The sequence below is a fragment of the Streptomyces sp. WAC 06738 genome (assembly GCF_003945505.1).
Taxonomy (GTDB): domain Bacteria; phylum Actinomycetota; class Actinomycetes; order Streptomycetales; family Streptomycetaceae; genus Streptomyces.
The window spans coordinates 8,098,355-8,123,433 of the sequence record NZ_CP029618.1 but is presented as its reverse complement, the minus strand read 5'-3'; the positions used below and the strand labels follow the sequence as shown (position 1 = coordinate 8,123,433).

At 73.9% G+C, this 25,079-nt stretch carries 17 protein-coding genes and 1 pseudogene; 10 read left to right on the top strand and 8 right to left on the bottom strand.

Annotated elements, in window-relative coordinates; all coding sequences use genetic code 11:
• Nucleotides 1-11 precede the first annotated feature (11 nt).
• The 4 genes from DMB38_RS35145 to DMB38_RS35130 are packed head-to-tail and all read right to left on the bottom strand — an operon-like array spanning nucleotide 12 to nucleotide 4,223.
• Nucleotides 12-1,355, bottom strand: a complete 1,344-nt coding sequence (locus DMB38_RS35145) for a sugar ABC transporter substrate-binding protein (protein ID WP_125938583.1) — start codon at nucleotides 1,353-1,355, stop codon at nucleotides 12-14.
• The gene (locus DMB38_RS35140) at nucleotides 1,352-2,206 is read right to left on the bottom strand and encodes a carbohydrate ABC transporter permease (RefSeq protein ID WP_125938582.1); all 855 of its coding nucleotides are present in this window, start codon (nucleotides 2,204-2,206) and stop codon (nucleotides 1,352-1,354) included. The genes DMB38_RS35145 and DMB38_RS35140 overlap by 4 nt, the downstream gene beginning before the upstream one ends.
• Nucleotides 2,206-3,162, bottom strand: coding sequence for a sugar ABC transporter permease (locus tag DMB38_RS35135; protein WP_125938581.1), 957 nt, complete (start codon nucleotides 3,160-3,162; stop codon nucleotides 2,206-2,208). The genes DMB38_RS35140 and DMB38_RS35135 overlap by 1 nt, the downstream gene beginning before the upstream one ends.
• The gene (locus DMB38_RS35130) at nucleotides 3,159-4,223 is read right to left on the bottom strand and encodes a LacI family DNA-binding transcriptional regulator (protein ID WP_047019507.1); all 1,065 of its coding nucleotides are present in this window, start codon (nucleotides 4,221-4,223) and stop codon (nucleotides 3,159-3,161) included. The genes DMB38_RS35135 and DMB38_RS35130 overlap by 4 nt, the downstream gene beginning before the upstream one ends.
• A 361-nt stretch (nucleotides 4,224-4,584) precedes the next feature.
• On the opposite strand from DMB38_RS35130, the gene DMB38_RS35125 reads away from it, so the two are divergent.
• The 5 genes from DMB38_RS35125 to DMB38_RS35105 all read left to right on the top strand — a co-directional run bounded on the left by DMB38_RS35125 (nucleotide 4,585) and on the right by DMB38_RS35105 (nucleotide 11,571).
• A complete protein-coding gene (locus tag DMB38_RS35125; protein WP_125938580.1) occupies nucleotides 4,585-6,150 on the top strand; it encodes an aminotransferase class V-fold PLP-dependent enzyme in 1,566 nt (521 codons plus the stop codon).
• A 91-nt stretch (nucleotides 6,151-6,241) separates the two neighbouring features.
• Entirely contained in the window at nucleotides 6,242-6,742 is a 501-nt protein-coding gene (locus DMB38_RS35120) for a RidA family protein (RefSeq protein WP_125938579.1), read from the top strand.
• A 57-nt stretch (nucleotides 6,743-6,799) separates the two neighbouring features.
• Complete coding sequence (locus tag DMB38_RS35115) at nucleotides 6,800-8,137, top strand: amidohydrolase/deacetylase family metallohydrolase (protein ID WP_125938578.1); 1,338 nt, start codon at nucleotides 6,800-6,802, stop codon at nucleotides 8,135-8,137.
• Between the two features lie 237 nt (nucleotides 8,138-8,374).
• A complete protein-coding gene (locus DMB38_RS35110) occupies nucleotides 8,375-9,898 on the top strand; it encodes an alkaline phosphatase D family protein (RefSeq protein ID WP_125938577.1) in 1,524 nt (507 codons plus the stop codon).
• Between the two features lie 2 nt (nucleotides 9,899-9,900).
• Nucleotides 9,901-11,571 carry a discoidin domain-containing protein gene (locus tag DMB38_RS35105; RefSeq protein ID WP_125938576.1) on the top strand — a complete coding sequence of 557 codons (1,671 nt, stop codon included), beginning with the start codon at nucleotides 9,901-9,903 and terminating at the stop codon, nucleotides 11,569-11,571.
• Nucleotides 11,572-11,580: 9 nt separating this feature from the next.
• Here the strand turns inward: DMB38_RS35105 and DMB38_RS35100 are convergent, their stop codons facing one another.
• The 3 genes from DMB38_RS35100 to DMB38_RS35090 form a co-directional block, all read right to left on the bottom strand.
• On the bottom strand, nucleotides 11,581-12,936 hold the full coding sequence (locus DMB38_RS35100; protein WP_125939475.1) for a PQQ-binding-like beta-propeller repeat protein: 1,356 nt from the start codon (nucleotides 12,934-12,936) through the stop codon (nucleotides 11,581-11,583).
• Nucleotides 12,937-13,405: 469 nt separating this feature from the next.
• Nucleotides 13,406-14,752 (bottom strand): alpha-lytic protease prodomain-containing protein, encoded by a 1,347-nt coding sequence (locus DMB38_RS35095; protein WP_125938575.1) that lies wholly within the window; start codon nucleotides 14,750-14,752, stop codon nucleotides 13,406-13,408.
• Between the two features lie 136 nt (nucleotides 14,753-14,888).
• Nucleotides 14,889-15,863 (bottom strand): LysR family transcriptional regulator, encoded by a 975-nt coding sequence (locus tag DMB38_RS35090; protein WP_125938574.1) that lies wholly within the window; start codon nucleotides 15,861-15,863, stop codon nucleotides 14,889-14,891.
• A gap of 96 nt (nucleotides 15,864-15,959) precedes the next feature.
• On the opposite strand from DMB38_RS35090, the pseudogene DMB38_RS35085 reads away from it, so the two are divergent.
• From DMB38_RS35085 to DMB38_RS35070, 4 genes and pseudogenes are all read left to right on the top strand, one after another.
• A pseudogene (locus DMB38_RS35085) lies at nucleotides 15,960-16,870 on the top strand (AraC family transcriptional regulator).
• Nucleotides 16,871-16,962: 92 nt separating this feature from the next.
• Entirely contained in the window at nucleotides 16,963-17,805 is an 843-nt protein-coding gene (locus DMB38_RS35080; protein WP_125938573.1) for a carbohydrate-binding protein, read from the top strand.
• Nucleotides 17,806-18,031: 226 nt separating this feature from the next.
• Nucleotides 18,032-20,095, top strand: a complete 2,064-nt coding sequence (locus DMB38_RS35075) for a discoidin domain-containing protein (RefSeq protein WP_125938572.1) — start codon at nucleotides 18,032-18,034, stop codon at nucleotides 20,093-20,095.
• A gap of 22 nt (nucleotides 20,096-20,117) precedes the next feature.
• Nucleotides 20,118-20,657 (top strand): NUDIX hydrolase family protein, encoded by a 540-nt coding sequence (locus tag DMB38_RS35070; protein ID WP_240662639.1) that lies wholly within the window; start codon nucleotides 20,118-20,120, stop codon nucleotides 20,655-20,657.
• 33 nt (nucleotides 20,658-20,690) lie between these two features.
• Here DMB38_RS35070 and DMB38_RS35065 read toward each other — a convergent pair whose 3' ends face one another.
• Nucleotides 20,691-23,411: a LuxR family transcriptional regulator gene (locus DMB38_RS35065; protein WP_125938571.1), complete on the bottom strand. Its 2,721-nt coding sequence runs from the start codon at nucleotides 23,409-23,411 to the stop codon at nucleotides 20,691-20,693.
• Between the two features lie 183 nt (nucleotides 23,412-23,594).
• Here DMB38_RS35065 and DMB38_RS35060 point away from each other — a divergent pair, with 183 nt between their 5' ends.
• Nucleotides 23,595-25,064, top strand: coding sequence for an MFS transporter (locus DMB38_RS35060; RefSeq protein ID WP_125938570.1), 1,470 nt, complete (start codon nucleotides 23,595-23,597; stop codon nucleotides 25,062-25,064).
• Nucleotides 25,065-25,079: the final 15 nt, after the last annotated feature.

The window sequence follows — 25,079 nt, the reverse complement described above, 5'->3', positions numbered from 1 at the left end:
GGCCGCCCGCGTCATCTCTGGTACCGGTCGAGGACCAGGTTGCCGTCCTCGACCAGCGACTCGCGCAGCTCGTCCAGGTCGGTGTCGCCGTTGAAGTACCGCTGGAAGGCCGGGGTGGCGATCTTGTCCGACCACTCGCGGTACCCGCGGACGCCGAGCACCGGGGCGGGCCGCAGCGAGCGGGCCACCTCCACGCCCGTACGCCACCCGTACTTCTCGGTGTTCAGGGCGGGATCCTTGAGCGCCTCGGCTCCGGTGGGCAGCATCCAGTCGCCCGCGGCGAGCTCCGCCATGTGCTCCGGCCGGGTCATGAAGGCGATGAAGTCGGCCGCCGCCTGCCGGTGGCCGCTGTCCTCGGCCACCGACAGCGTCTGCGGGCTGACGCCCTGGGCGAGCCCGCCCGCGGGTCCGTCGCCCGCGGGCATCGGCAGCACCGACCACGCGAAGTCGTCGGGCGCCTGCTGGGTGACGAGCTGGCGGTACGAGAAGTTCAGCGGCACCATCGCGTACCGCCCGGCGAAGAAGCCGGGCAGGGTGTCGGAGCCGGACATGCCCAGGCTGCTGCGGGGGGCGGTGCGGTCCTCGCTCACCTGGCGGTCGATGGTCTCGGCGACGGCGGAGTCCTCGGGCCCGTAGGCGACGCGGTTCTTCGGGCCGTCGTCGGTCTGCTCCCGGGAGAAGAGCCCGCCGCCGGTGGACAGGGAGAGGTTCACCGACTGGCTGACGGGTTCCTTCATGCCCCACGCGACGCCGTACTGATCGGTCTTGCCGTCGCCGTCGGTGTCGGCGGTCAGCTCCTTGGCCGCGTCCTCGAACTCCTGCCAGCTCCACGGGTCGGCCGCGGTCGGCACCCGCACTCCCGACTCCTCCAGCAGCGCGGTGTTGGCGAACATCATCCGCGGCTCCTGGAGGAAGGGGACGCCGTAGATGCCGCCGTTCATCGTGGTGGTCCGCCACGACTGCTCCGGGATGTCGGCGCGCAGCGACCCGGGCAGCAGGTCGGTGAGGTCGGCGAGATAGCCGCCGTAGGCGAAGTCGGTGAGGTCGTCGGCGGCATTGTGGATGATGTCCGGCGCCTCGCCGCCCTCGAAGGAGGTGAGCAACTGGTCGTGCACGGTGTCCCAGATGCCCTGCACGTAGCGGACCTGAACATCGGGGTGCTCCTCGTTCCACTCGGCGACGAGCCGCTTGTTGACCGCGACGGACTCCTCCTGCCAGGCGAGGCTGAGGTAGTCGAGGGTGACCGTGCCGTCGTCGGAGCCGCCGTCGCCGCTGCAGCCCGCGAGCAGCGCCAGGCTCAGGGCGGCGGCGCCGGCCGCGGTGGCGGTGTGCCGGATGCGCGCGGCGGGCCTCATCCCTTCACCGCCCCGGCGAGCATCCCGTTCACCAGCCGGCGCTGGAGGAGCGCGAAGAACAGCAGGCTGGGGATGGTGGCGAGGGTCGCGGCCGCGGCGAGCGGACCGAGGTCCACGACGCCCTCGGCCCCCAGGAACTGGGTGAGGATGACCGACATCGTCTGATTCTCCGGGGACTTGAGCAGCACGAGGGCGAAGAAGAACTCGTTCCATGCGGTGACGAAGGAGAACATCAGCGTCGCCACCAGACCGGGGGTGAGCAGCGGGAGCACGACGCTGACGATGGTGCGCAGCCGGCCCGCGCCGTCCACGGCGGCGGCCTCCTCCAGGGAGACGGGCACCGCCTTGACGTAGCCCTGGAGCATCCAGAGCGAGAAGGGCAGGTTCCACACGACGTAGACGAGGATCAGCCCCGGCAGCGAGTCGATCATCCGCGCTTCCTTGAGGAGCATGAAGAGCGGGATGATGATGAGCACGAACGGGAACATCTGGCTGACCAGGATCCAGCCGGTGGCGGCCGTGGTGACCTTCGAGCGGTGCCGGACCATCGCGTACGCGGCGGGCACGGCGATGGCCACCGCGATGAGGGCGGCGCTGCCGGCGACGAGGAGGCTGTTGGCGGCGGACCGCAGCAGCGGCTGGGCGTCGAAGGCGGCGCGGAAGTTCTCCAGAGTGGGTTCCCGGGGGATCCAGGTGGGGTCGATCTTCCCCAGCTCCTGCGGCGACTTGAAGGCCGTGGAGATGAGCCACACCAGCGGGAAGGCGAGGAAGACCAGGTAGGCCAGGAGGGCGAGGTACTGCCCGGTGCGGCCGGCGGCGCGCTTGGTGCGCAGACCCGTGAGGCTGCTCATCAGCTTGCCTCCTCCTTCAGTCGCTTGCGGAGGAACAGGGTGAGGAACACCGCGATGACCGCGATCATCGCCAGCCCCATGGCGGCGGCGTAGCCGTACTGGCCGTAGGCGAAGGCCTCTTCGTACGCGAAGAGCATCGGCAGCCGGGTCTCGCCGCCCGGGCCGCCCTGGGTGAGCACGAAGACCAGGCTGAAGGAGTTGAAGTTCCAGATGAAGTTGAGCGCGGTGATGGCGATGACCACCGGCTTGATCGCGGGCCAGGTGACGGCCGTGAAGCGGCGCCAGGCGCCGGCGCCGTCGAGGGCCGCGGCCTCCTTCAGCTCGTACGGCACGTTCTGCAGCCCGGCGAGGAGGACGACGGTGGTCTGCGGCATGCCGGCCCAGACGCCGACGGCGATGACGGCGGGCAGGGCCAGGGAGAGGCTGGTGAGCCAGTCGACGTTCTCGTCGATGAGGTGGAGCCGGCTCAGCGTCTCGTTGAGGATGCCGGCGTCCTGGTGGTAGACCAGCCGCCACATGATGCCGACGACGACCTCGGGCATCGCCCAGGGGACGAGCGCCAGGGTGCGGGCGAACCAGCGGAAGCGAAGGTTCTGGTTGAGCAGCAGGGCCAGGCCGAGCGCGAGCACGAGCTGCAGGGTGGTGACACAGACCGCCCAGATGAGCCCGATGCGGAACGAGTCCCAGAAGAGGGTGTCGTGCCGCAGGTCGGCGAGGTTGGTGAGGCCGATGAACTCGGTGGGCTCGGTGCGGCCGGCCTGCGCGTCGGTGAACGCGAGCGAGGCGCCGTAGAGAAGGGGGCCGACGCTCAGCACCAGGATGGGTATGAGCGCGGGCAGCAGCAGGAACCAGGTGCCGCCGTCGAGGCCGAGGGCGGCCTTGCGGGCGCGTGGCGTGCGCGGTGGCGGGGTGCCGCGGCCCGCGGCCTTCGGTGGAGGTGGTGCGGCAACGCTCATGCGGACTTCGCGCCTTCCTGCTCGTCGGAGCCCGCGGGCGAGGCGCCCGGGGAGGTGGAGCCGCGCACGACGAGCCGCGGCGCGGCGGTCGTGCGGCGTGCGGGGACGGGCTCGCCGTCCTGCGGACCGAGCCGTTCGAGAAGCATCCGGGCGGCGCGCCGGCCGCGTTCGCCGGCGCCGAGGTCGACGCTGGTCAGCGGCGGCCAGGCGGCGACGGCCAGCTCGCTGTCGTCCATGCCGGCGACGGCGGTGTCCTCGGGTATGCGCCGGCCGCGGGCGTGCAGCGCCCGGGCGGCGCCGATGGCGAGCTGGTCGTTGGCGCAGAACACGGCGTCCAGGCCGGGGCGGGCGTCGAGCAGCCGGGCGGTGGCGCGGGCGCCGGCGCCGACGCCGAACTCGGTGGCCGCGACCAGACCGGGGTCGTAGGGGATGCCGCAGGCGGCGAGCGCGGCGCGGTAGCCGCGGCCGCGGTTGCCGCCGGGGACGGTGTCGACGGGGCCGTTGACGAAGGCGATCCGGCGGCGGCCGGTCTCGACCAGGTGGCGTACGGCCAGTTCGGCGCCGGTGACGGAGTCGGCCTGGACGGCGTCGACGGGCACGCCGTCGGGCAGCGAACCGATGACGACGACCGGGCCGGGGGCGGCGGTCAGCGCCTCGACGTGCTCGGGGGTGATGCGGATGGGCACGAGGACGAGGCCGTCGCTGGTGCGGTCGGCGAGGCTGCGTACGACGCCCAGTTCCTCGGCGACGTCGGCGTCGGTGGAGTGCAGCAGCAGGCGGTAGCCGGCGGCCTTCGCGACGGCCTGGATCTCGCGGACCATGGCGACGTAGACGGGGTTGCCGATGTCCGGGACGGCGAAGGTCAACTGGCGGGTGTGACCGTCCTTCAGCGAGCGGGCCACGGCGTTGGGCACGTAGCCCAGCTCGGCGGCGGCGCGGCGGACCCGGTCCTCGGTCTCGGGGCGGGCGCCCAGCCCGTTGAGGACGCGGGAGACGGAGGCGATGGACACCCCGGCGCGTTCGGCGATCGACACGATCGTGGGTGGCCCCCCGGAGGACATCGCACTCGCCCCTTCGCGTCGTATACGCGGCCGGCCTCAACCAGGCGCTTCTGTAAAGGTTTACAGTCACTGGAAACGTTTACGTATGTTGCTCTCGCGTAACCCGGCCGTCAATGGCCGGACACATGTGATCTGCGTCTCGCCGGGCCGGAACACGGCAGGCGGCGTGCGGTGCGCCCCGCGGGCGGTGATGGCGGAGAAGCGCGAGCCGCGGGCTGACTGGGCAGGATCCGGGTTCCGAATAGCGGCATCGGAAAGAGGGCCTTAACGCCGCCTCACGATCTTTCTAACGTCTACGGCACCACAACTTACGAGGTGACAGGGGGCCGGAATGCCTGCTGAGGCACTTTCTCGTCGCACCATGCTCGGAAGAGGCGCGGCGGCCGGGGGAGCACTCGCGCTTGGTCCGCTGCTTGCGGGTGAGGCGTTCGCGGCCACGTCCGGGGCGCCGTCCGCGGCGAACCCGGGCCAGGGCCGTCCCAAGGACATCTACGGCCGCATCGGGGTCCGTCCGCTGATCAACGCGCGGGGAACGTACACCGTGCTCAGCGGCTCGCTGATGCTGCCCGAGGTACGCGACGCGATCGATGCGGCGGCGCGGCAGTACGTACAGCTCGACGAGCTGGCCGACGCCGTCGGCCGCCGCCTCGGCGAGCTCACCAAGACGGAGTTCGGGCTGGTCAGCGCCGGCTGTTCGGCGGGGCTCACGCACGCGGCGGCGGCGTGTACCGCCGGCGGCAACCCGGACCTGCACGTCAACATCCCGGACCTGACCGGGTTCCAGAAGACCGAGGCGATCATTCCGCGGCACTCGCGGAACGTGTACGAGGCCGCGATCAGCGCGGTGGGCCTCAAGGTCGTCCAGGTCGAGACGGAAGAAGAGCTGAAGGCCGCCATCGGCCCGCAGACCGCGCTGGTCTACATCATGGCCGGGCCGCGGGTGGACGACAGCGAGCTGGACACCGAGACGATCGCGTCGGTGACCAAGCCCGCCGGGGTCCCGCTGCTGGTCGACGCGGCCGCGGAGATCCTCACCATCCCCAACGTGCACATCGAGCGCGGCGCCGACCTCGTCGGCTACAGCGGCGGCAAGTGCATGCGGGGCCCGCAGTCGGCCGGTCTGATCCTGGGCCGCGAGGACCTTGTACGGGCCGCGTGGGTGCACAGCGCCCCGCACCACGGCTACGCGCGCGGCTTCAAGGTCGGCAAGGAAGAGGCCATGGGCATGCTCGCGGCCGTCGAGATGTGGGTCCAGCGCGACCACGACGCCGAGTACGCCGAGTGGACGAGCTGGCTCAAGCAGATCTCCCGCCGGGTGTCGTCGGAGAGCGGCGTGACCACCGAGATCACCCAGCCCGTGGGGCTGTCGAACCGGACGCCTTCGCTGCGCATCCTGTGGAGCGCCAAGCGCAAGGAGGTCACCGGCACCACCATCATGAACGCGATGTGGAACGGCGAGCCGCGCATCGCGCTCAACGCCGCGAGCGGCTCCGACCCGGACCAGACCGGCGTCTCCATCACCCCGTACATGATGGAGCCCCAGGACTGGCGGACCATCTCCGACGAACTCGTCCGGCTGCTCCGCGACCCGCCGCCCGCGCCGGAGTCGCCCAAGCCGCCGACCGTGGACGTGGCCGGCACCTGGTCGGTGGAGATCACGTACGCCGCGGGCACGTCGAGCGCGCACAAGCTCGAACTCACCCAGGACGGCGCGAAGGTCAGCGGCCGGCACGCCGGCGAGTTCGTCACCCGCCCGGCCTCCGGCAGCGTCAGCGCCGACAAGGTCACGGTGCGCAGCAACTACGGCGAGGAGCACGGCGACTCGCTGAGCTACACCTTCACCGGCACCGTCGACGGCGACACGATCAGCGGCGAACTCGACATGGGCGAGTACCTGAAGGGCTCCTGGACCGCGACCCGGTCCTGACGGCCGGCGCGCGCCGGCCGGCCAGCCGCGGCCGGCGCGCCGCCCCGTAGCCCCACGTGTCATGCACCGAACATTCACAAGGAGTAAACGCATGTCCTCCAACCGCAGGGACTTCATCCGCAAGGCGGCCCCGGTGGCCGCGGTGGCCGCCGTGCCGGTGGTCGCGGGCGGCCAGGCGATGGCCGACGACAAGGACCAGAGCAGCGCCAAGGGCCACGGCAGGCCGCCGCGCAAGGAGGTCCACTACCCCGGTGGCGGCGAGCCGCCGGAGAACCCGCTGTTCAGCCCGATCGTGACCTACGGCAACATGGTCTTCATCTCGGGTATCGGCGCGCACTTCGAGGGCGACATCCGCTCCCACACCGACCACGTGCTCAACGAGATCGAGCGCTACCTGGAGTCGGTCGGCTCCTCCATGGAGAAGGTCCTCAAGGTCAACGTCTACCTCAACACCCTGGACGACTACGCCGGGATGAACGAGGTCTTCCTCGGCCGCTGGGGCAAGGAGCCGGGCGTCCGCACCACCATCGCCGCCGCCGCGGGCATCCCCGGCGACTCCCTGGTCGAGATCGACTGCATCGCCGTCATCTGACGATCCGTAGCGCACGCGCCACCACCACCTGACAGAGAGATGGGGAATCGAGCCGGCATGCACGTGAGATCGCGAGTTTCCTGGACGGTACTTCCCGCGGCGCTCACCCTCGTACTGGGTGCCTCCACCGTCGGCGCCACGGCGCCCGCGGACGCCCAGGCCGAGGGGAACGACGACAAGGGCGCCGCGTACGACCTCGTCATCAGGCGGGGCCACGTCATCGACCCGAAGAACGACATCGACGGCGTGCGTGACGTCGCCGTCAAGGACGGCAAGATCGCCAAGGTGGCGCGGAGCATCGACGCCTCCGGCGCGGAGAAGACGGTCGACGCCCGCGGCAACTACGTCACCCCCGGCCTGATCGACATGCACGCGCACATGTTCCCGGGCCCGAAGCAGGACTACGCCAACGGCTGGAACGGCGTGGCCCCCGACGGCTTCACCCTCCGGGCCGGCGTCACCACGGCCGTGGACACCGGCTCGGCGGGCGCGAGCAACTTCGACCAGTTCAAGACGGAGGTCATCGACAAGTCGAAGACCCGGGTGCTGTCCTTCCTGAACATCGTGGGCAAGGGCATGGCGGGCCACCCGTACGAGCAGGACCTGGCGGACATGAAGCCCGGGCCCGCGGCCGAGGTGGCCAAGGCGAACCCGGAGACCATCGTCGGCATCAAGACGGCGCACTACAACGGTCCCGAGTGGGACCCGGTGGAGAACTCCGTCGCGGCGGGCGAGGAAGCCGGCATCCCGGTCATGGTCGACTTCGGCGCGAACACGCCGGAGCGCCCGCTGTCGCAACTGCTCAACGAGAAGCTGCGGCCCGGCGACGTCTACTCGCACATGTTCTCCGGGCTCCGCGGCGAGCTGGGCAAGGACGGCAAGCTCAACCCGGCCATGCAGCAGGGCCGCGACCGCGGCGTCGTCTTCGAGGTCGGCCACGGCGGCGGCAGCTTCTCCTGGGACGTGGCGGTGCCCGGGATGAAGGAGGGCTTCACGCCCGACGTCATCTCCACCGACCTGCACATCTCCAGCATGAACAGCGGCATGAAGGACATGTCCAACGTCATGTCGAAGTTCCTGACGCTCGGCATGCCGCTGGAGGACGTCGTCGAGGCGTCCACCTGGACCCCGGCCCAGACCATCCAGCGGCCCGACCTCGGCAACCTGTCGGTCGGGGCGCCCGCGGACATCGCGGTCTTCGCGCTGGAGAAGGGCACGTTCGGCTACGTCGACAGCTTCGGCTGGCGGATCGACGGCAAGGAGAAGCTGGTCGCCGAGACCACCTTCCGCGCCGGCCAGGCCGTCTGGGACCTCAACGGCAAGGCGGCGAACGAGTGGTACCCGGGGGCGAACCCCCCGAAGGCCAGCGCGGCCGAGGACCACGAGCACCAGTAAGGAACCATCCCTCCCCGCCCCGGAGCGCGTCCCGGCCGGCCCAAGCCGGGACGCCCTCCGGGGCTCCGCGCTGCCGGGACGGCGGCCACCGCGGGTTCAACGCCCGTTCGCCGGGCGGGTCTTGACCTTGATCCGGGGCGCGCCAACACTGCACGGATGTCTTCCACCTCTCCCCTGCACCCCCGTCACGGGCGCCCGGGCAGACCCGTGCGGCCCACCCGCCCCAGCAGACGCCGGGTGCTCCGGCTCACCGGCGCGCTCGCCGGGATGGCCGCGGCCGCCCAGTTCACCCCGGCGCCCGCCGCGGCCGCGCCCCGGTACCACGACAACCCCTTCACCCTCGGCGTCGCCTCCGGCGAACCGCTGCCGCACGGCGTCGTGCTGTGGACCCGGCTGGCGCCGGTACCGCTGGCCGAGGACGGCCTCGGCGGGATGCCGCCGCAGGACGTGGCGGTGCGCTGGGAGGTCGCGGAGGACCCCGGCATGCGCCGGGTGGTACGCCGCGGTACGGCCGCCGCCAGGCGGGACTTCGCCCACTCCGTCCACGTCGAGGTGACGGGGCTGCGGCCCGGCCGCGAGTACTGGTACCGGTTCCGTACGGGCGGCGAGCTGAGCCCGGTGGGCCGGACGAAGACCGCGCCCGCGGCCGGCTCGCTCACCCCGATGACGCTGGCCTTCGCCACCTGCCAGAGCTGGTCGGACGGCTTCTACACCGCGTACCGCCACCTCGCCTCGCAGGACGTCGACCTGGTCGCGCACCTCGGCGACTACATCTACGAGTACCCGGTGGGCCGCACCAGCGGCCCCCGCGGCACCGACCTGTCCGCCGCGCACAACGCCGAGACCCTGACGCTCGACCAGTACCGGCTGCGCTACGCGCTCTACCGCACCGACCCCGACCTCCAGGCCGCGCACGCCGCCGCCCCGTGGATCGTCACCGTCGACGACCACGACGTGGAGGACAACTGGTCCGACGAGACGTCCTTCAGCGGCGCCTCCCCCGAGGACCTGCTGCGCCGCCGCGCCGCCGCCTTCCGCGCGTACTACGAGCACCTCCCGCTGCGCGCCTCCTCGCTGCCGCAGGGCCCGGACATGCGGCTGCACCGCACCCTCGACTACGGCGGGCTGGCCCGCTTCCACGTCCTGGACGCCCGGCAGTTCCGCGACCCCATCGACATCACCCGCCGCGACGACCCGGCCCGCTCCATGCTCGGTGCCGCGCAGGAGCGCTGGCTGCTCGACGGCCTCGCGGACTCCGGCGCCGTCTGGAACGTCCTCACCCAGCAGGTGCTGATGATGCAGCTCGACCGGCTCACCGACCCCGGGCTCCAGCAGCTCAACGGCGACGCCTGGGACGGCTACACGGCAAACCGCAACCGCCTCCTCGACGGCATCGCCGAGCGGCGCGTGGCCAACCCGGTCGTCCTCACCGGCGACATGCACGTCAACATGGCCGGCACCGTCAAGCGGGACTTCACCGACCCCTCCTCCCCCGCCGTGGCACCCGAGTTCGTCACCACCTCGATCACCTCAGGCGGCAACGGGGCCGACAGCGGCCCGCAGGCCGAGGAGTGGCTGGCGGCCAACCCGCACCTGGCCTTCTACAACGGCCAGCGCGGCTACGTCCGCTGCACCGTCTCCCCCGGCGAGTGGCGCGCCGAATACCTCGTCGTGGACAAGGTCTCCGTGCCGGACGGCACGGTGAGCACCCGCCGTTCGTTCGTCGTGGAAGCCGGCCGGCCCGAGCTGCAGGAGGCGTGAGCATGCACCCGATACGCAGCAGGGCCGGCGCCGCCGTCGCCGCGCTGGTCGCGTTCGCCGCCCTGTCGCCGCTCACCGCACCCGCCGCCCCGGCGGGCGCCGCGGTACGGGAGCCGGCGGCGGCCGGGGAACTGCTGGTCGTCCAGGCCAACCTCCAGGAGGCGATACGTCCCGCCGACGCGGCCGAGACGGCCGACCTCGACACCTTCGTCGACCGCCTCACCGCCGCCGCCCCCGCCCCGCCGGACGCGCTGCTGCTCACCGAGGTGCTGGGCCCCGGCGCCCGGCACGTCGCCGCGCGGCTCAGTGACGCCACCGGAGAGCGCTACCAGGTCGCCGTCGCCCCCGGCGACAGCCCGTACCTCCCGGACGGCGCCGTGCGGGAGTCGGCGATCGTCGTCAACGCCGGCACGGTACGGACCGTCGGCACCCCCGGTTTCCACCGGGTGCAGAGCGAGGACCAGGCGTACGCCGTCGTGGAGACCCGCGCCCGCCCGGTCCTGCGGGCGCCGCTGGTCAGTGCGCACGTCGCCGGCAGCCCGGCGCCGGCCGCCGAGGCACTCGCCGGCTTCCTCGCCGAGCGCCACCCGGCGCGGGCCGGCACGCCCCAGGTCGACGTGCTCGGCGGGGACTTCCGCGCCGGCCGCTGCGCGGAGCCGGTGGCGTACCTGGCGATCGGCTGCGCGCCCGCCCCGTTCTGGGACGCCCTGACCGCGCAGCGGGCGTACCGCGACACGGCGTACGAACGCGGGGCCGAGCCCTGGTCGGCGTACCGCACCTACCTCTTCGCCCGCGGCGACGTGCGCGACGGCTACGTCGACGCCGCCTACCGGCGGGAGCTGCCCGACGCACGGGCGTGCAAGGAGGCGTTCGACCGCGGCGAGGGCGCGAGCGCGCCGCCGGAGTGCCGCGGCACGTACTACGCCGACCAGCCCTTCTCCTTCGCGCGGCTCGCCGCCCCGCCGCCGACCGCGACCGCCGTGGTCCCCGGCCGGGCCGAGATGTCGCGCTGCGAGCTGGGCGAGCGCGTCGGCGACGCGGTGGCCCGGGTCGCCAACTACACGGCGGAGCCCGTCACCCGCGAGGTCACGGCGGCGGCCGACGCGCCGCTGGCCGCCTCCCCCGCCGCCGCGACGCTCCAGATGCCCGCGGGGCAGGCGCGGGCCGCGCGGATCTCCCTCACCGCCGCCGCGGACACCCCGCCGGGCGAGTACCCGGTGCGCGTCCGGGTCGGGGACGAGGCGTTCACGGTGCCGGTCACCGTCACCCCGGAGTGCACGGAGCCGCGGGTGTACGCCACGAGCTGGCACTCCGGCTCGGAACCCGAGCGCGCGGTGGACGGCGACCCGAACACCTTCTGGCACTCGGAGTACGTCCCCGTCACGCCGCTGCCGCAGTCGCTGACGCTGAACCTGGGCGCCGTCCGGCAGGTGGACCGGCTGACCTACCAGCCGCGGGTCGACGGCAACCTCAACGGCACGATCCTGCAGTACAAGGTGTACGTCTCCGCCGACGGCCGGGAGTTCACCGAGGTCGCGGCCGGCACCTGGGACCGGGACGCGCGGCTGAAGACGGCCTCCTTCGCGGCGGCCGACGCCCGGTACGTACGCCTGGAGGCGCACACGGCCAGCGGCGGAAGCTACGCCTCCGCCGCCGAGGTCACCGCCGGGTGAGAAGGAGGGTCAGGCGGTGCCGCGGAACGCGCGCAGCACCGCCTGGCCCTTGGCGTTGTCCGCGACCACGTAGACCGTGCTGCCGTCCCAGGCGTACGTGGCCGTGGACGGCGAGCCCATCGACTGGCCCTTGACCGCCAGCGCGCCGATGACCTTTGGCTTGCCGCTGCGCACGTCGTACTCCGTGAGCTCCAGGTGGAAGCCCTCCTCGGGCTTCGCGCTGGCGATGAGCCGGCCGTCGGTGGCGTCGTAGCCGATCATCTGGAGCCATGCCTTCTTCGGCGTCTTCCACAGCAGTTCGCCGGACTTCAGGTCCACGGCGGCGAAGTGGACGTTGTCCCCGTACTCGGCGACGAGCACCCCGTCCTCGGTGACGAAGGTGGTGTGCTCCTCGAACTGCAGCTCGGCGAGGTCGCCGGTGAGCGGCACCGGCTTCCCCTGCTTGCCGTCGTCGGTGAAGGACTGCACGAACCTGTTCTCGTCGTCGTCCTGGAGGAGCACGGTGAGCGGGTTCTCGCCCAGGACGCGCTGGACGTCGAGGTCCACGCCGGGGAACCGCCAGGGATCCTCCCCGCCGCGGGTGTCGAGGACGGTGAGCTGGTGGCGCGGGGAGACGTCGGTGCACTCGCTGCTGCCGACGGCGTGCTCGTCGCCGAGGACGAGGGAGGAGTCGCACTCCCGGCCGCGGGAGGTGAAGTCCAGACCGGGACCGCCGCCCTTGGCGTTCCAGTTGTTGACGTAGGTGCCGATGTTGGTGCTGATCGTGGAGTCGTTGACGGTGAGCACGGGGTTGGTCGTGCCGTACTCGTCGGCGAGGTTCTCCGACCACAGCAGGGTGCCGGTGTCGACCTCGACGGCCGCGAGGTACGCGCAGTCGTCGCCGCCGGCGTCGAAGGCGACGGCGCCGATGCCGCCGGGGCTGATGCCGCGGGACATGGCGCACAGCTCACCCGCGCGCTTCGGCGGCTTCACCCGCCACTTCTCCTTGCCGGAGCGTACGTCGTACGCCCGCATGCCGCCGTCCTCGTCGCCGTAGACGACGTGGTCGCCCGCCGGCCACATGCCCGGCAGGCTGCTGGAGTCGCCGCCGGCGACGTGGCTGCCCTCCAGCGGTGCGGACCACAGTTGTTCCAGCGCGTTCGCGGGCAGTTCGTCCTGCGCGCTGCTTCCGCCGCCGCCGCCGTCGTCGTCGGAGAGGAAGACGACCGCGGCGCCGCCGCCGAGCACCGCGAGGACGAGGAGCACCGACAGCACGATGCCGACGGCCTTCTTGCCACCGCCGGAGCCGGGCGGGGGCGGCGCGGGGTATGCGTACGGGGGCGGGGCGGCCGGCCCGGGCTGCGCCGGCATGCCGGGAGCGGCCATGGGCTGGGCGTGCTGCGGCGGTCCGTACGGTCCGCCGGCCGGCTGCTGCGGTACGGGAGGCGGTCCCGCCGGCGGGGGACCCGCGGGGGGCGGTCCGGGCGGCGGTGCCGGCGTGCCGGGCGGCACACCGGGGCCGTTCGGCGGCGGTGGCCCGAAGCCGCCCGCTTGCCCGTTCTGCCCGTACTCGTCAGCCACCCTGCATCCCCCCGGCCGTGTTCCGCCGGCGTCCTCCGCCGATCGGCGCCCCATCGTAGGGGCCCGCCCGGCGGCGTACACGCCGGGACCCCAGAAAGCCCGGCTCGGCTCAACCGCCGTGCCGGGCATGGGAGTTCATACCGGCGGGGGGCCGGTGCGCGGCACGGCCGGAGGGCACACCCCCAGGGTCCCTCCGGCCGCCTGCCGCCGCGGCGTCTTCATCCCCTTCTCTGCCGGTCCGCGCGGTGCCGCGGTGGTGCCGTCCTGCCCTCTGTCAGACGGCCTGCCACAGCGCCGGCACGTTCGGCGGCTCCCATCCCGGCATGGCCTGATGGCCCTGGAGGCACCGGTAGGTGGTGGTGCCGTACGTGACGGTGTCACCGGCCTGGTAGACGGTGCCCGCCGCCCAGGTGCCGCCGGGCGGGTCGGTGGGCGGGTCGGTCGGCCCGCCGTCCTCGGTGGTCAGGGTGAGCCCGTAGACCTGGAGCGCGGCGTTGACGGGCTGGAAGTACGTGGTGCCGCCGCTGCTGCAGTTGCCGGAGCCCCCGGAGGTCATGCCCTGGGCCTGGGTGCCGGAGATGAACGAGCCGCCGGAGTCGCCGGGTTCGGCACACACGTTGGTCCGCGTCACCGGGCTGACGGTGCCCTGCGGGTAGGTGACGCTGGAGTTGCGCTGCTGGATCGTGCCGCAGTGCCAGCCGGTGGTGGAGCCGGAGCGGCACACGGAGGCGCGTTCGACGGCCTCGGTGGAGCCCTGGACCTGCTTGGTGCCGGTGCCGTAGCCGTTCACCGTCGGGGTCGGGGCCCACTGGCTGTTGGCGCCGACCCAGGCGTAGTCGCGGCCCGGGAAGGTCGAGCCCTGGAAGCTGCCCTGGGCCTGCCGGTTGACGCCGGTGGTGGTGGCGCCCGCGGTGCCGCAGTGGCCGGCGGTGACGAAGCCGCTCTGGGCGCCGCGGTTGACGGAGAAGCCGACGGAACAGCGGCTGCCGCTGCCGATGTAGTAGGCGTCGCCGCCGACGATGTCCGCGTAGGTACGGGGCTTCTCGTCGGACCGCCGGACCTTCAGCAGGCTCGCGTCGACGCCGGCCGCGGCGGCGAAGCGCTCGGCCGCGGCGGGCCTGGAGGTGTGCAGGACGACGCGGTTGGCGGTGGTGTCCACGTACCAGACGGGCACGTGAGCGGGCGAGGAGCGCTCGGCGGCCCGGTCGAGGCCGGCCTTGGCCGCGTCGAGTTCGGCGAGGCTGTGGTCGACGACCTTCGCCCGGGCACCCTCGTCGGCGATCTTCCGCGCTTCGGTGGCGTCGGTCGTCGCCACCACGACCTCGGCGGAGGTCTTGCCCGACACCCACGCTCCCCCGTAGCTGCGGCCCAGCGACAGCCGCAGCGTGCCGGCGACGGCGCCGGCCTCGCTCTCGTTGGCCAGCCGTCTCTCGGCCTGATCGGCGGTGAGGCCGAGATCCCGCTGCATCGCCTTGAGCAGGCCCGGGGAGTACTGCCCCGAGGCCGAGTCGGGCGTGCCAGGCGAGTCGGACCCGAAGGCCGCTCCCTGGAGCCCGGCGAGGACGAGCGCGCCGATGGCGACGGTGGCGCCGGCCGCGCCCATGACCCGTTTGTGGAGCATGGAGGTCTCCTTGGTTTCGTGATTACCGCGAAACCGTAGCCATGGGCACGTCAGGTCGGCAGATATCAGTCCGCCCCCGCCATCGCGTTATGGAACCCGCGCGCGGGGGCGCGGGAGGCGCGGTACCGGCCCCCCGTCAGACGGCGACCGGGGCGGGCGCCGTGCCGAAGTCCGGGTGCGCCTCCAGCCATTCGCGGTAGCTGCGGCTGCGCCGCGCGGCCTCGGCGTGCGCGGCGCGGGCGTAGCCGGTGACGGCCGCGGCGGTGCCGGCGGCGGGCGACTGGGGATGCCAGCCGATGAGGTGCCGCCAGCTCAGCGGGTGCCCCACCAGCGGCCGGGTGGCCAGCCCCGGGGTCGGCGGGAACGTCGCCCGGCACAGCCCCACCGCCCGCCCCACCTGGGCCAGATGGACGCAGGAGGCGCTGTCGGTCTCGTACACGGAGGCGGGGGTGAACCCGGCGCGGATGCAGGCCGCGGCGAAGCAGTCGCCGAAGCAGCCGTCGCCGGGCACGTCGGTCCAGTTCTCCCCGGCCAGGTCGCGCAGTTCGATCTGGCGGCGCCCGGCGAGCGGGTGCTCCGCGGTGAGCATGACGAAGACGGGATCGGTGCCGACGTTCTGCCACACCAGCCGGTCGGTGAGCGGCGGGCGGCTGTCGCCGCAGACGCCGATCAGCGCGAAGTCCAGCCGCCCTTCGGCGACCATGCCCGCCAGCTCCCGCACCGACCAGCGGGTGTACGTCGTCACCGGGGTCGCCGGGTGCGCGGTGGCGACCCGGTCGATGAGGCCGCCGAGCAGCGGGCCGTGGGTGCCGCCGAGCCGGAACCGCGGCATGCCGCCCCACGCGCGCGCGAACCGCACCGCGTCCTGCTGCAGTTCGAGCACGCCGGGCAGCAGCACCCGGGCGCGGTCGAGGACGAGCTCGCCGAGCGCCGTGGGGCGCACGCCGTGCCTGCCCCGGTCGAAGAGCGGGCCGCCGAGTGCGCGCTCGATGCGCTTCAGCTGTGCGCTCAGCGCGGGCTGGGCGAGCCCGAGCGCGGTGGCGGCCCGGGTGAGGCTGCCCTCCTCGGCGATGGCCCGAATGGTCTTCAGGTGCCGCAACTCCAGGTCCATGCGGTCAGCTTGCGGTCCTGCGGCGGCCCCGGCAACCTTTTGGTCCGGACCAATGTCGAGGAGGGTGAACACGAGGTGTCCGCAGACCCCGTCCCCATGCACCGGCTGGAGGTCCCCGCCCCGGAGGTCCTCCCCTTCGCCCTCGGGTCGTTCGACTCGATCGGCCCGCTGTCCCGCGCCGGCTTCCCGCACCGGCACACGTTCCACGAGATCGTCTACGTCCGCGCCGGCCGCGGGCACCACGTGGTCGACCAGCGCAGATGGCCGATCACCCCGCCCCACCTGGGCATCGTCACCCCGGGGCAGGTGCACCACTGGGAGGAGGCGGCCGGCCTCGACGGCTGGGTGATGATCTTCACGGAGGACTTCCTGCTGCCCACCCCGGGGACCGGGACCGGCTGCGCGAGCTCTCCCGGGTCTCGTGGCTGAGCCCGGACCCGCGCTCTGCCGGGATCCTCGCGGCGCTCTTCGCCGAGATGGCCCGGGAGTACGCCGGCCGGGCGCCCGGCTTCATCAGCGTGCTCCAGTCGTATCTGCACGTGCTGCTCATCCGGGCGGACCGGCTGTCCCGGACGGCCCGTACCGCACCGGAGGGCGGCGGCGACGCCGGGCCCGCGGCGGGCCGGGCGGCGGAGATCGCCCGGCGGTTCGACCGGCTGCTCACCGAACCGGGCGCCGCGGTGGCCGAGCTGTCCGTACGCGGCTGCGCGGCGAGCGTGGGCGTCTCCGTGGGGTACCTCAATGAGGCGGTCAAGCGGGTCACCGGGCTCACCCCGGGCCATCTGATCAGGCAGGCGCAGGCCCGCGAGGCCAAACGGCTGCTCGCCGCGACCGATCTGACCGTACGTCAGGTGGCCCGGCTGGCCGGGTTCTCCGACCCCGCGTACTTCAGCCGGTTCTTCCGCAGGGAGACCGGCAGCAGCCCCGGCGACTACCGCCGCGGCACCCGTGCGGATCACCACGATCGCCGGATTCTGTCCATCGACTGCCCCGGCGGGGCCGAATAGCGTCACTGGCGCCCCGCCGGATGCGGCGCCACCGCGCCGGTCCGGACGCGGGGTTCACGACCCCACTCCCCCGACCGAGGAGCCGTGATGCCGTGACAGACCAGGACAAGTCCGCACCGGACGAGGGCGCACAGCCGCAGGAGAAGTCCGGGATCCGCCGCAAGGACCTGCTCAAGGCCGCGCTCGTCGCCGCGCCGCTGCCGCTGCTGGTCGGCGGCGCCGCCGCCCCCGTCCTCGCCCGCGACCAGGCGGAGGCCGGCGGCGAGCTGACCCCGACGCCGGAGGCGTGCGACCCCGGTGACCCGCCGACCATGCAGCAGACCGAGGGCCCGTACTTCAAGCCCAACTCCCCGCAGCGCACCTCGCTGGTGGACCCGGGCACCCCGGGCACCCGGCTGACCGTGAGCGGGTACGTCTTCGGGCTCACCTGCCAGCCGATCCCCCACGCGCTGCTGGACTTCTGGCAGGCGGACGTGAACGGTGCGTACGACAACACCGGATACCGCTTCCGCGGCCACCAGTACAGCGACGCGCAGGGCCGCTTCAGCCTGCAGACGATCGTGCCGGGCCTGTATCCGGGCCGTACCCGCCACATCCACGTCAAGGTGCAGGCGCCCAACCAGCCGATCCTGACGACGCAGCTCTACTTCCCGAACGAGCCGCGGAACAACACCGACACGATCTTCCACCCGTCGCTGCTCATGACGGTGCGGGACGTGGGCGGGGGCCGGGAGGGCACGTTCGACTTCGTGCTCAACGTCCGGCAGAACCCGGACCCGCCGGACCCGCCCGGCGGCACCTGGGCGGCCGGCACCTCGTACCGGTCCGGTGACACCGTCACGTACGGCGGCGTGACCTACCGCTGCCTCCAGGCGCATACGGCCTCCCCCGGCTGGGAGCCGCCGAACGTGCCCGCCCTCTGGCAGCCCGCCTGAGAGCCGCGGCCCGTCCGCGATCCGGCCGGGCCGCACCCAGACCCGCGCCGCCGCGGCGCCCGGGGCCCACCTCCCCGGCCCGCGGCGGCGCGGCTCCACGCGTTTCCGGCCGGTGCGGGAAAGCGCTCCCCCGCGTCTTGACGGGGTGTCAATCCGCCGCGATCCTCTGGTTACTCAGTCGTAGAAAAGATCCTCACCTTTTCGCGCCACCGGAGGCGGGACCCCCATGACCCGACAGCCGTACCTGCGCAAGGCCGGCCTGATCACCCTCGTCACGGTCCTCTTCGCCGCCCTGACGGCGCTCGGCACCGGGCCGGGCACCGCCGCCGCGGCGAACGACTGGTGGGACCCCGTCGCCCGGCCCGCCCCGGACTCCGGGGTGAACGTCACCGGCGAGCCGTTCCGCGGCGCCGACGCCCAAGGCGACGTGCGCGGCTTCGTCGACGCGCACAACCACGTGATGTCCAACGAGGGCTTCGGCGGCCGGATCATCTGCGGCAAGCCGTTCGACCGGCGGGGCGTCACCGAGGCCCTGAAGGACTGCCCCGAGCACTACCCGGACGGCGCACTCGCCCTCTTCGAGAACGTCACCGGCGGCGCCGACGGCCACCACGACCCGGTCGGCTGGCCGACGTTCGAGCACTGGCCGGCCCACGACTCGCTCAGCCACCAGCAGAACTACTACGCCTGGCTGGAGCGCGCCTGGCGCGGCGGACAGCGGGTCATGGTGCAGGACCTGGTCACCAACGGCCTGCTCTGCTCGGTCTATCCGGCCAAGGACCGCGGCTGCGACGAGATGGACTCGATCAGGCTGCAGGCCGAGAAGACCTACGAGATGCAGGACTACGTCGACGCCATGTACGGCGGCGCGGGCCGCGGCTGGTTCCGTATCGTCACCGACGCCGAGCAGGCCCGCGCGGTGGTCGAACAGGGCAAGCTCGCGGTCGTGCTGGGCGTGGAGACCTCCGAGCCGTTCGGCTGCAAGCAGGTGCTGGGCGTCGCGCAGTGCGACAAGGGCGACATCGACCGCGGCCTGGACGAGCTGTACGGCATGGGCGTGCGCAGCATGTTCCTCTGCCACAAGTTCGACAACGCGCTGTGCGGCGTGCGCTTCGACTCCGGCACGATCGGCGCGGCGGTCAACATCGGGCAGTTCCTCTCCACCGGCACGTTCTGGACCACGGAGAAGTGCACCGGCCGGCAGCAGGACAACCCCATCGGCCTGGCGGACCCGCCCGCGGAGGCGGCGAAGCTGCTGCCCGCCGGGGTGTCGGTCCCGTCGTACGACCAGGAGGCCCGGTGCAACACCCGCGGGCTGAGCGAGCTCGGCGAGTACGCGGTGCGCGGGATGATGGAACGCAACATGATGCTGGAGCTGGACCACATGAGCGTCAAGGCGGCCGGCCGGGCGCTGGACATCCTGGAGTCGGAGTCGTATCCGGGCGTGCTGTCCAGCCACAGCTGGATGGACCTGGACTGGACCGAGCGGCTCTACCGCCTCGGCGGCTTCTCCGCCCAGTACATGAACGCGGCCGAGGACTTCGTCGAGCAGGGCCGGCGCGGCGCGGAGCTGCGCGACAAGTACGGCGCCGGATACGGCTACGGCACCGACATGAACGGCGTCGGCGGCTGGCCCGCGCCCCGCGGCGCGGACGCCCCGGACAAGGTCGCGTACCCCTTCAGGAGCGCCGACGGCGGCTCGGTCCTGGACCGGCAGGTCACCGGCGAGCGCACCTGGGACTTCAACACCGACGGCGGCGCGCACGCGGGCCTCGTACCCGACTGGATCGAGCAGATGCGGCTGCACGGCGGCGGCGACGTGGTCGAGGACCTGATGGCGGGCGCCGAGTCGTACCTGACGACCTGGGGCGCCACCCAGAGCCACGAGCGGCCGGCCAACCTCGCCGCGGGCGCCGCCGCGACGGCCAGCTCCACCGAGTTCAGCCTGCTGACGAGCTACGCGCCGGGACGCGCCGTCGACGGCGACCGCGGCACCCGCTGGGCCAGCCACTGGAACGACGACCAGTGGCTGCGGCTCGACCTCGGCGAGAGCCGCCGGATCGGCCGGGTCACGCTCGACTGGGAGCGGGCCTACGCCAGGGCGTACCGCATCGAGGTCTCCGCGGACGGGAACGCCTGGCGCACGGTGTGGGCCACGGAGAGCGGCGACGGCGGACTCGACACCGCGGTCTTCGACCCCACCGACGCCCGCTATGTCCGAGTCGTCGGCGTGCAGCGGGGCACCGGGCACGGCTATTCGCTCTACGAGGTCGGCGTCCACGCCCGCTGAGGGTTCGGCGTAAGATCGGCCAATGGCTGACTTGACCGAAACCACACCCGGCTGGCTGGCTCCCGAGGAGCTGGAGTCGGCGCGCGCACGGATGCCGGTCCTCTACGTCGACGCGGTGCCCGTCCGCGTCGACGACAGGGGCGAGGTCACCCACGTCGGCCTGCTGCTGCGGATAGGCCCGGACGGCGCGGTGAGCCGGGCCCTGGTCTCCGGCCGGGTGCTGCACCACGAGCGGGTCAGGGACGCGCTGCTGCGGCATCTGGAGAAGGACCTCGGCCCGGTGGCGCTGCCGCGGGTGCCGTCGTCGCCGCAGCCGTTCACGATCGCCGAGTACTTCCCGACGCAGGGCATCACGCCGTACCACGACCCGCGCCAGCACGCGGTGTCGCTGGCGTACATCGTGCCGGTGGCGGGCGACTGCCGGCCGCGCCAGGACGCGCTGGACTTCGTCTGGTTCACGCCCCAGGAGGCGGCCTCTCCCGTCGTCCAGCAGGAGATGCCCGGCGGCCAGGGCCACCTGCTCAAGCAGGCGCTCGCCCACGTCGGATACGTCTCTTCCTGAGCGCCGCTCCTCCTGGGCCCCGGGGCCGCCGCCTCAGCCGTCCCCCGGCCCGGCCAGCTCCACCCGGGCCAGCTCGGCCCGGGACGCCACGCCCAGCTTGGGGTACGCCTTGTACAGGTGGTGCTCGACGGTGCGCGGGCTCAGGAAGAGCCGCGCGCCGATCTGCCGGCTGCTCAGCCCCTGCGCCGCCAGCCGGGCCACCTGCAGCTCCTGCGGGGTGAGCCGGTCGGCGGGCCGGGCGCGGGCGGCGGGCGGGCCGGCGCTCACCGCGGTGCCGGTGGCGCGCAGTTCGGCGCGGGCGCGGGCGGCCCACGGGGCGGCGTCCAACCGCTCGAAGCACTCCAGCGCGGCGCGCAGCGGCTCCCGGGCCTCGCTGCGGCGCCGCTCGCGGCGCAGCCACTCGCCGTAGAGCAGTTCCGTACGGGCTCGTTCGAAGGGCCGCCCGCCCCGCTCGTGCAGCCGCAGGGCCCGCAGGTACGCCTCCTCGCCGCCGCCCAGCAGGGCGGCGCAGCGGGCCGCGACCGCCAGCGCCCACGGCCGGCCGCCGGCGTCCGCCCAGCGCCGGAACCGGTCGAGCGGTGCGTGCGCCCGCTCCGGGCGGCCCAGCCGTACGGCGGCCTCGACCAGGTCGCCGGTGGCGGCCAGGAGCACCGTCGCGTGCCGGCCGGGGCCGCGCCAGGCGGTCTCCAGCCGGTCGAGGGCGGCGGCGTGGCGGCCGCGGCTCAGGTCGAGCATGCTCAGCGCGCAGTCGGCGGCCACCCGGCCGGTGTCGGACGCCCGGCCGGCCAGTTCGGTGCAGCGCGCCTCGTCGCCCTCGGCCGCGGCCAGCCAGGCGCGTACGACGTCCAGTTCTTCGGTCCTGCGGTGGAGCCCGGTGTCCCGGGCGATCGCGGCGGCCTCGGCGACCGACGCCGCGGCGGCGCGGTGCCGCCCGGCGGTCCGCTCGGCCATGGCCTGCGCCTGGAGCACCTTGGGCAGCCGGCCGATCAGCCCCTCGGCGCGGCAGCGTTCGACCTCGTCGGCGGCCAGGTCGAGGGCGGCCTCGTCGTCGCCGAGGATGATGCTGCCGTAGAGAGCCTGCATGCGCTCGTCGCCGCCGACCCGCCGGACGCCCTCCGCGGTGCCGGCCGGGGTGTCCGCCGGAGTGCCGTACGCGGACTCCCGCGAGGCCCGGCGCACCCGCGCGACGTACCCCGCGAGCAGCGGCAGCCCGCGCGCGTAGTCCTCGTGGAGGAGGTACGCCGTGGCCTCCGCCGCCTCGTCGGGGCGGCCCAGCTCGCGCAGCCGGCGCGCGGCGACGCCGACCGGCTCCGGACTGCCGGCGAACCACCCGAAGCCGGCGGCCGTGCGCAGCATCGCCGCCGCGTCGTCCGGCGCCGCGTGGGACGCGCCCCGTACCAGCAGGCCCGCGGCCCGCCCCGGCGCGCCCAGCTCGAACTCCACCACCGAGCGCACCTGCGCCAGCTCCGCCCGCAGCGCGCCGACCCCGGCCCGCGGCTCCGCCTCCTCCGCCAGCTCCGCGGCCCACTCCAGCCGGCCTGCCGACGCCGCGGCGCTCACCGCGGCGACGAGCCACGCCGCCTGGTCGCCGCGGTCCGGGGCGAGCTGCGCCGCGCGCCGGAACCGGCCGGCCGCGGCGGCGTACGCGGTACGGCGCCGGGCGCGCTCGGCCGCCGCCGCGATCTCGGCGGCGGCACCCGCGTCCGGGGCCGTGGTGGCGGCCGCGAGGTGGTGGGCGCGGCAGTCGGGGTCGTCGGCGGCCTCAGCCAGCGCGCGGTGGGCGGCGCTCCGGGCCGCCAGCGGCGCGCCCCGGTAGGCGGCGGTGGCGATCAGCGGGTGCCGGAAGGCGACCGCGGTGCCGGTGGTGTGCAGCAGCCGGGAGCCTTCGAGTTCGTCGAGTCCGGTGCCGAGCGCGGCCGCGGCGCGCAGCAGCAGCGGCAGGTCGCCACGGGCCTCGGCGGCGGCGAGCACGGCCATCAGCCGGGCCCGCTCGGGCAGGCCGTCGAGCTGTGCCCGGAACCCGGCGAGCACCCGGTCGGCGACCGGCAGCGGCTCCCGCTCCCCGGGGGCGGCGCCCGGCCAGGACCCGGCGGCGGCGGCGAACTCCAGCAGCGCCAGCGGGTTCCCCGCCGATTCGGCGACGATCCGGTCGCGCAGTTCCGCCGTGAACCCGCGGTCCGCGAGCAGGTCCGCGGCGTCCCGGGCGCCGAGCCGCGGCAGCGGCAGCTCCGTCAGGCCGTGGCCGTCGAGCCCTTCGTCCCGTACGGCGAACACCATCGCGACGCCCTCGGCGGCCAGCCGCCGCGCGGCGAACAGCAGCGCCTCCGCGGACGACCTGTCGACCCACTGGGCGTCGTCGACGAGGCAGAGCAGCGGGCCGCGCTCGGCGAGACCGGCCAGCAGCGTGAGCACGGCGAGCCCGGTGAGGAACCGGTCGGGGCCGCGGTCCTGGCCGGCGTCCAGCACCGCGCGCAGCGCCGCCCGCTGCGGCTCCGGCAGCGCGCCGATGCGGTCCCGCACCGGCCACAGCAACTGCACCAGCCCCGCGAAGCCCAGCTCCGCCTCCCGCTCGGCGCCGGTCACGCGGAGCACCGGCAGCCCGAGCCCGGCGGCCTCCCCGGCGGTCCAGTCGAGCAGCGCGGACTTGCCGATCCCGGCCTCGCCGCGGAGCACGAGCGCGCCGCTGCGGCCACCCCCGGCGTCCGCGAGCAGCTCCTTCAGCGCCGCCTGCGCGGCGGATCTCCCCAGCAGCACGCCCTGTCCTCCCCGGTCCTCAGCAGCACAACGCGCGACTCCCACGGGCACATTCCGAAGACTTGCTGATGCGGATACGTAGACCCCCCGGCCTAGCGTCACGGGCACCGCGCCGGCGACCGCGCAGCCCGCCGCGCGGCAAGCCGCCGGCTGCGCAGCACCGCACCACCACGGAGCACACCGATGCCGTACCCACCCTCCCCCGCCCGCCTCCGGCGGCCGGGCCTGAGCCTGGCGCTGCTCGCGCTCGGGCACCTCGTCATCAGCCTGGACCTGACCATCGTCTTCGTGGCGCTGCCGCACATCGCCGCCGACGTCGGCTTCACCGCGCACACCCAGCAGTGGGTCGTCAGCGTCTACGCGGTCCTCTACGGCGGCTTCCTGCTGCTCGGCGGGCGGCTCTCCGACCTCCTCGGGCGGCGCCGGATGTTCGTCGCGGGCATGGGGGTGTACGGCGCGGCGTCCGTGCTGGGCGGCCTGGCCACCGCGCCGGAGGTGCTGCTCGCGGCCCGCGGGCTGCAGGGGCTCGGCGGCGCGGTGCTGTTCCCCGCGGTGCTGGCGCTGGTCAACACGGCGTTCGCCCAGGGCAGGGAGCGTACCCGGGCGCTGACCGTCTGGGCGATGGCCGGCGCGGGCGGTCTCACGGCCGGGTCGCTCGCCGGCGGGGTGCTGACCCAGGCGTTCGGCTGGGAGGCCGTCTTCTTCGTCAACGTCCCGATCACGGTGCTGGGCGCGGCGGCGGCGTTCGCCCTGCTGCCGGCCGACGGCCCCGCCGGCCGGGGCGGCATCGACGTGCCGGGTGCGCTCACCGGCACCGCGGGAGCGACCCTGCTGATCTTCGCGGTCGCGCACGGCTCCGAGGCGGGCTGGACGGCGGCCGAGGTGCTCGCCGCGGCGGCGCTCGCGCCGCTGCTGCTCGGCGCGTTCCTGCGCATCCAGGCGCGCGGGCGCAACCCGCTCATGCCGCTGCGGGTGTTCCGCAACCGGGCGCTGAGCGCGGCGACCGTCGTGATCCTGCTCTTCGGCTTCACCACGCAGGCCGTGCCGTACTTCCTGACGATCCACTTCCAGAGCGTGCTGGGCTTCAGCGCGCTGGAGACCGGGCTCGCCTTCCTCGGCCCCACGCTGGCCATCACGGCGGGCAACTTCCTCAGCGAGAAGCTGGTCCACCGCTTCGGCAACCGCGCCTCGCTCACGGGCGGCATCCTGCTCAACGCCGCGGGCGCGGCGCTGCTGGCGCCCGGCTTCCGGGCGGACGGGTCGTTCCTCACCGTGCTCGCCGGGATCGTGGTCGTCGGCCTGGGCATGGGCGTCACCTACGAGTGCATGTGGATCGCGGCGGGCACCGGGGTGGCGGAGGAGGAGCAGGGCCTGGCGTCCGGGGTGGCGTCCACGGCGCTGCAGATCGGCACGGCCACGGGGATCGCCGTGCTCGTCGCGGTCGCGAACCGGGGTGTCGGCGGGCGGGCCGGGCAGGCGCTGCGGGAGGCGACGGCCGCCGGGATGCGGGACGCGACGTTCGTGCTGGCGCTCGCCCTGCTGCCGGCCGTCCTGGCGGCGCTCGCCCTGCCGCGCGGGAAATCCCGCGTGGTCGCGGCGGGCACGCCGGAGTCCCGGGAGGAGGCGGCCCGCGGGGCGGGGCAGGTGCCGTGAGCGGGCGGCCGCGGT

Excerpts from the sequence above, each read along its gene's own strand:
- DMB38_RS35075 (WP_125938572.1), top strand. The coding sequence starts at position 18,032 with ATGACCCGACAGCCGTACCTGCGCAAGGCCGGCCTGATCACCCTCGTC.
- DMB38_RS35140 (WP_125938582.1), bottom strand. The coding sequence starts at position 2,206 with ATGAGCAGCCTCACGGGTCTGCGCACCAAGCGCGCCGCCGGCCGCACC.
- DMB38_RS35095 (WP_125938575.1), bottom strand. The coding sequence starts at position 14,752 with ATGCTCCACAAACGGGTCATGGGCGCGGCCGGCGCCACCGTCGCCATC.
- DMB38_RS35120 (WP_125938579.1), top strand. The coding sequence starts at position 6,242 with ATGTCCTCCAACCGCAGGGACTTCATCCGCAAGGCGGCCCCGGTGGCC.
- DMB38_RS35060 (WP_125938570.1), top strand. The coding sequence starts at position 23,595 with ATGCCGTACCCACCCTCCCCCGCCCGCCTCCGGCGGCCGGGCCTGAGC.
- DMB38_RS35145 (WP_125938583.1), bottom strand. The coding sequence starts at position 1,355 with ATGAGGCCCGCCGCGCGCATCCGGCACACCGCCACCGCGGCCGGCGCC.
- DMB38_RS35125 (WP_125938580.1), top strand. The coding sequence starts at position 4,585 with ATGCTCGGAAGAGGCGCGGCGGCCGGGGGAGCACTCGCGCTTGGTCCG.
- DMB38_RS35090 (WP_125938574.1), bottom strand. The coding sequence starts at position 15,863 with ATGGACCTGGAGTTGCGGCACCTGAAGACCATTCGGGCCATCGCCGAG.
- DMB38_RS35105 (WP_125938576.1), top strand. The coding sequence starts at position 9,901 with ATGCACCCGATACGCAGCAGGGCCGGCGCCGCCGTCGCCGCGCTGGTC.
- DMB38_RS35070 (WP_240662639.1), top strand. The coding sequence starts at position 20,118 with ATGGCTGACTTGACCGAAACCACACCCGGCTGGCTGGCTCCCGAGGAG.
- DMB38_RS35115 (WP_125938578.1), top strand. The coding sequence starts at position 6,800 with ATGCACGTGAGATCGCGAGTTTCCTGGACGGTACTTCCCGCGGCGCTC.
- DMB38_RS35135 (WP_125938581.1), bottom strand. The coding sequence starts at position 3,162 with ATGAGCGTTGCCGCACCACCTCCACCGAAGGCCGCGGGCCGCGGCACC.
- DMB38_RS35130 (WP_047019507.1), bottom strand. The coding sequence starts at position 4,223 with ATGTCCTCCGGGGGGCCACCCACGATCGTGTCGATCGCCGAACGCGCC.
- DMB38_RS35100 (WP_125939475.1), bottom strand. The coding sequence starts at position 12,936 with ATGGCCGCTCCCGGCATGCCGGCGCAGCCCGGGCCGGCCGCCCCGCCC.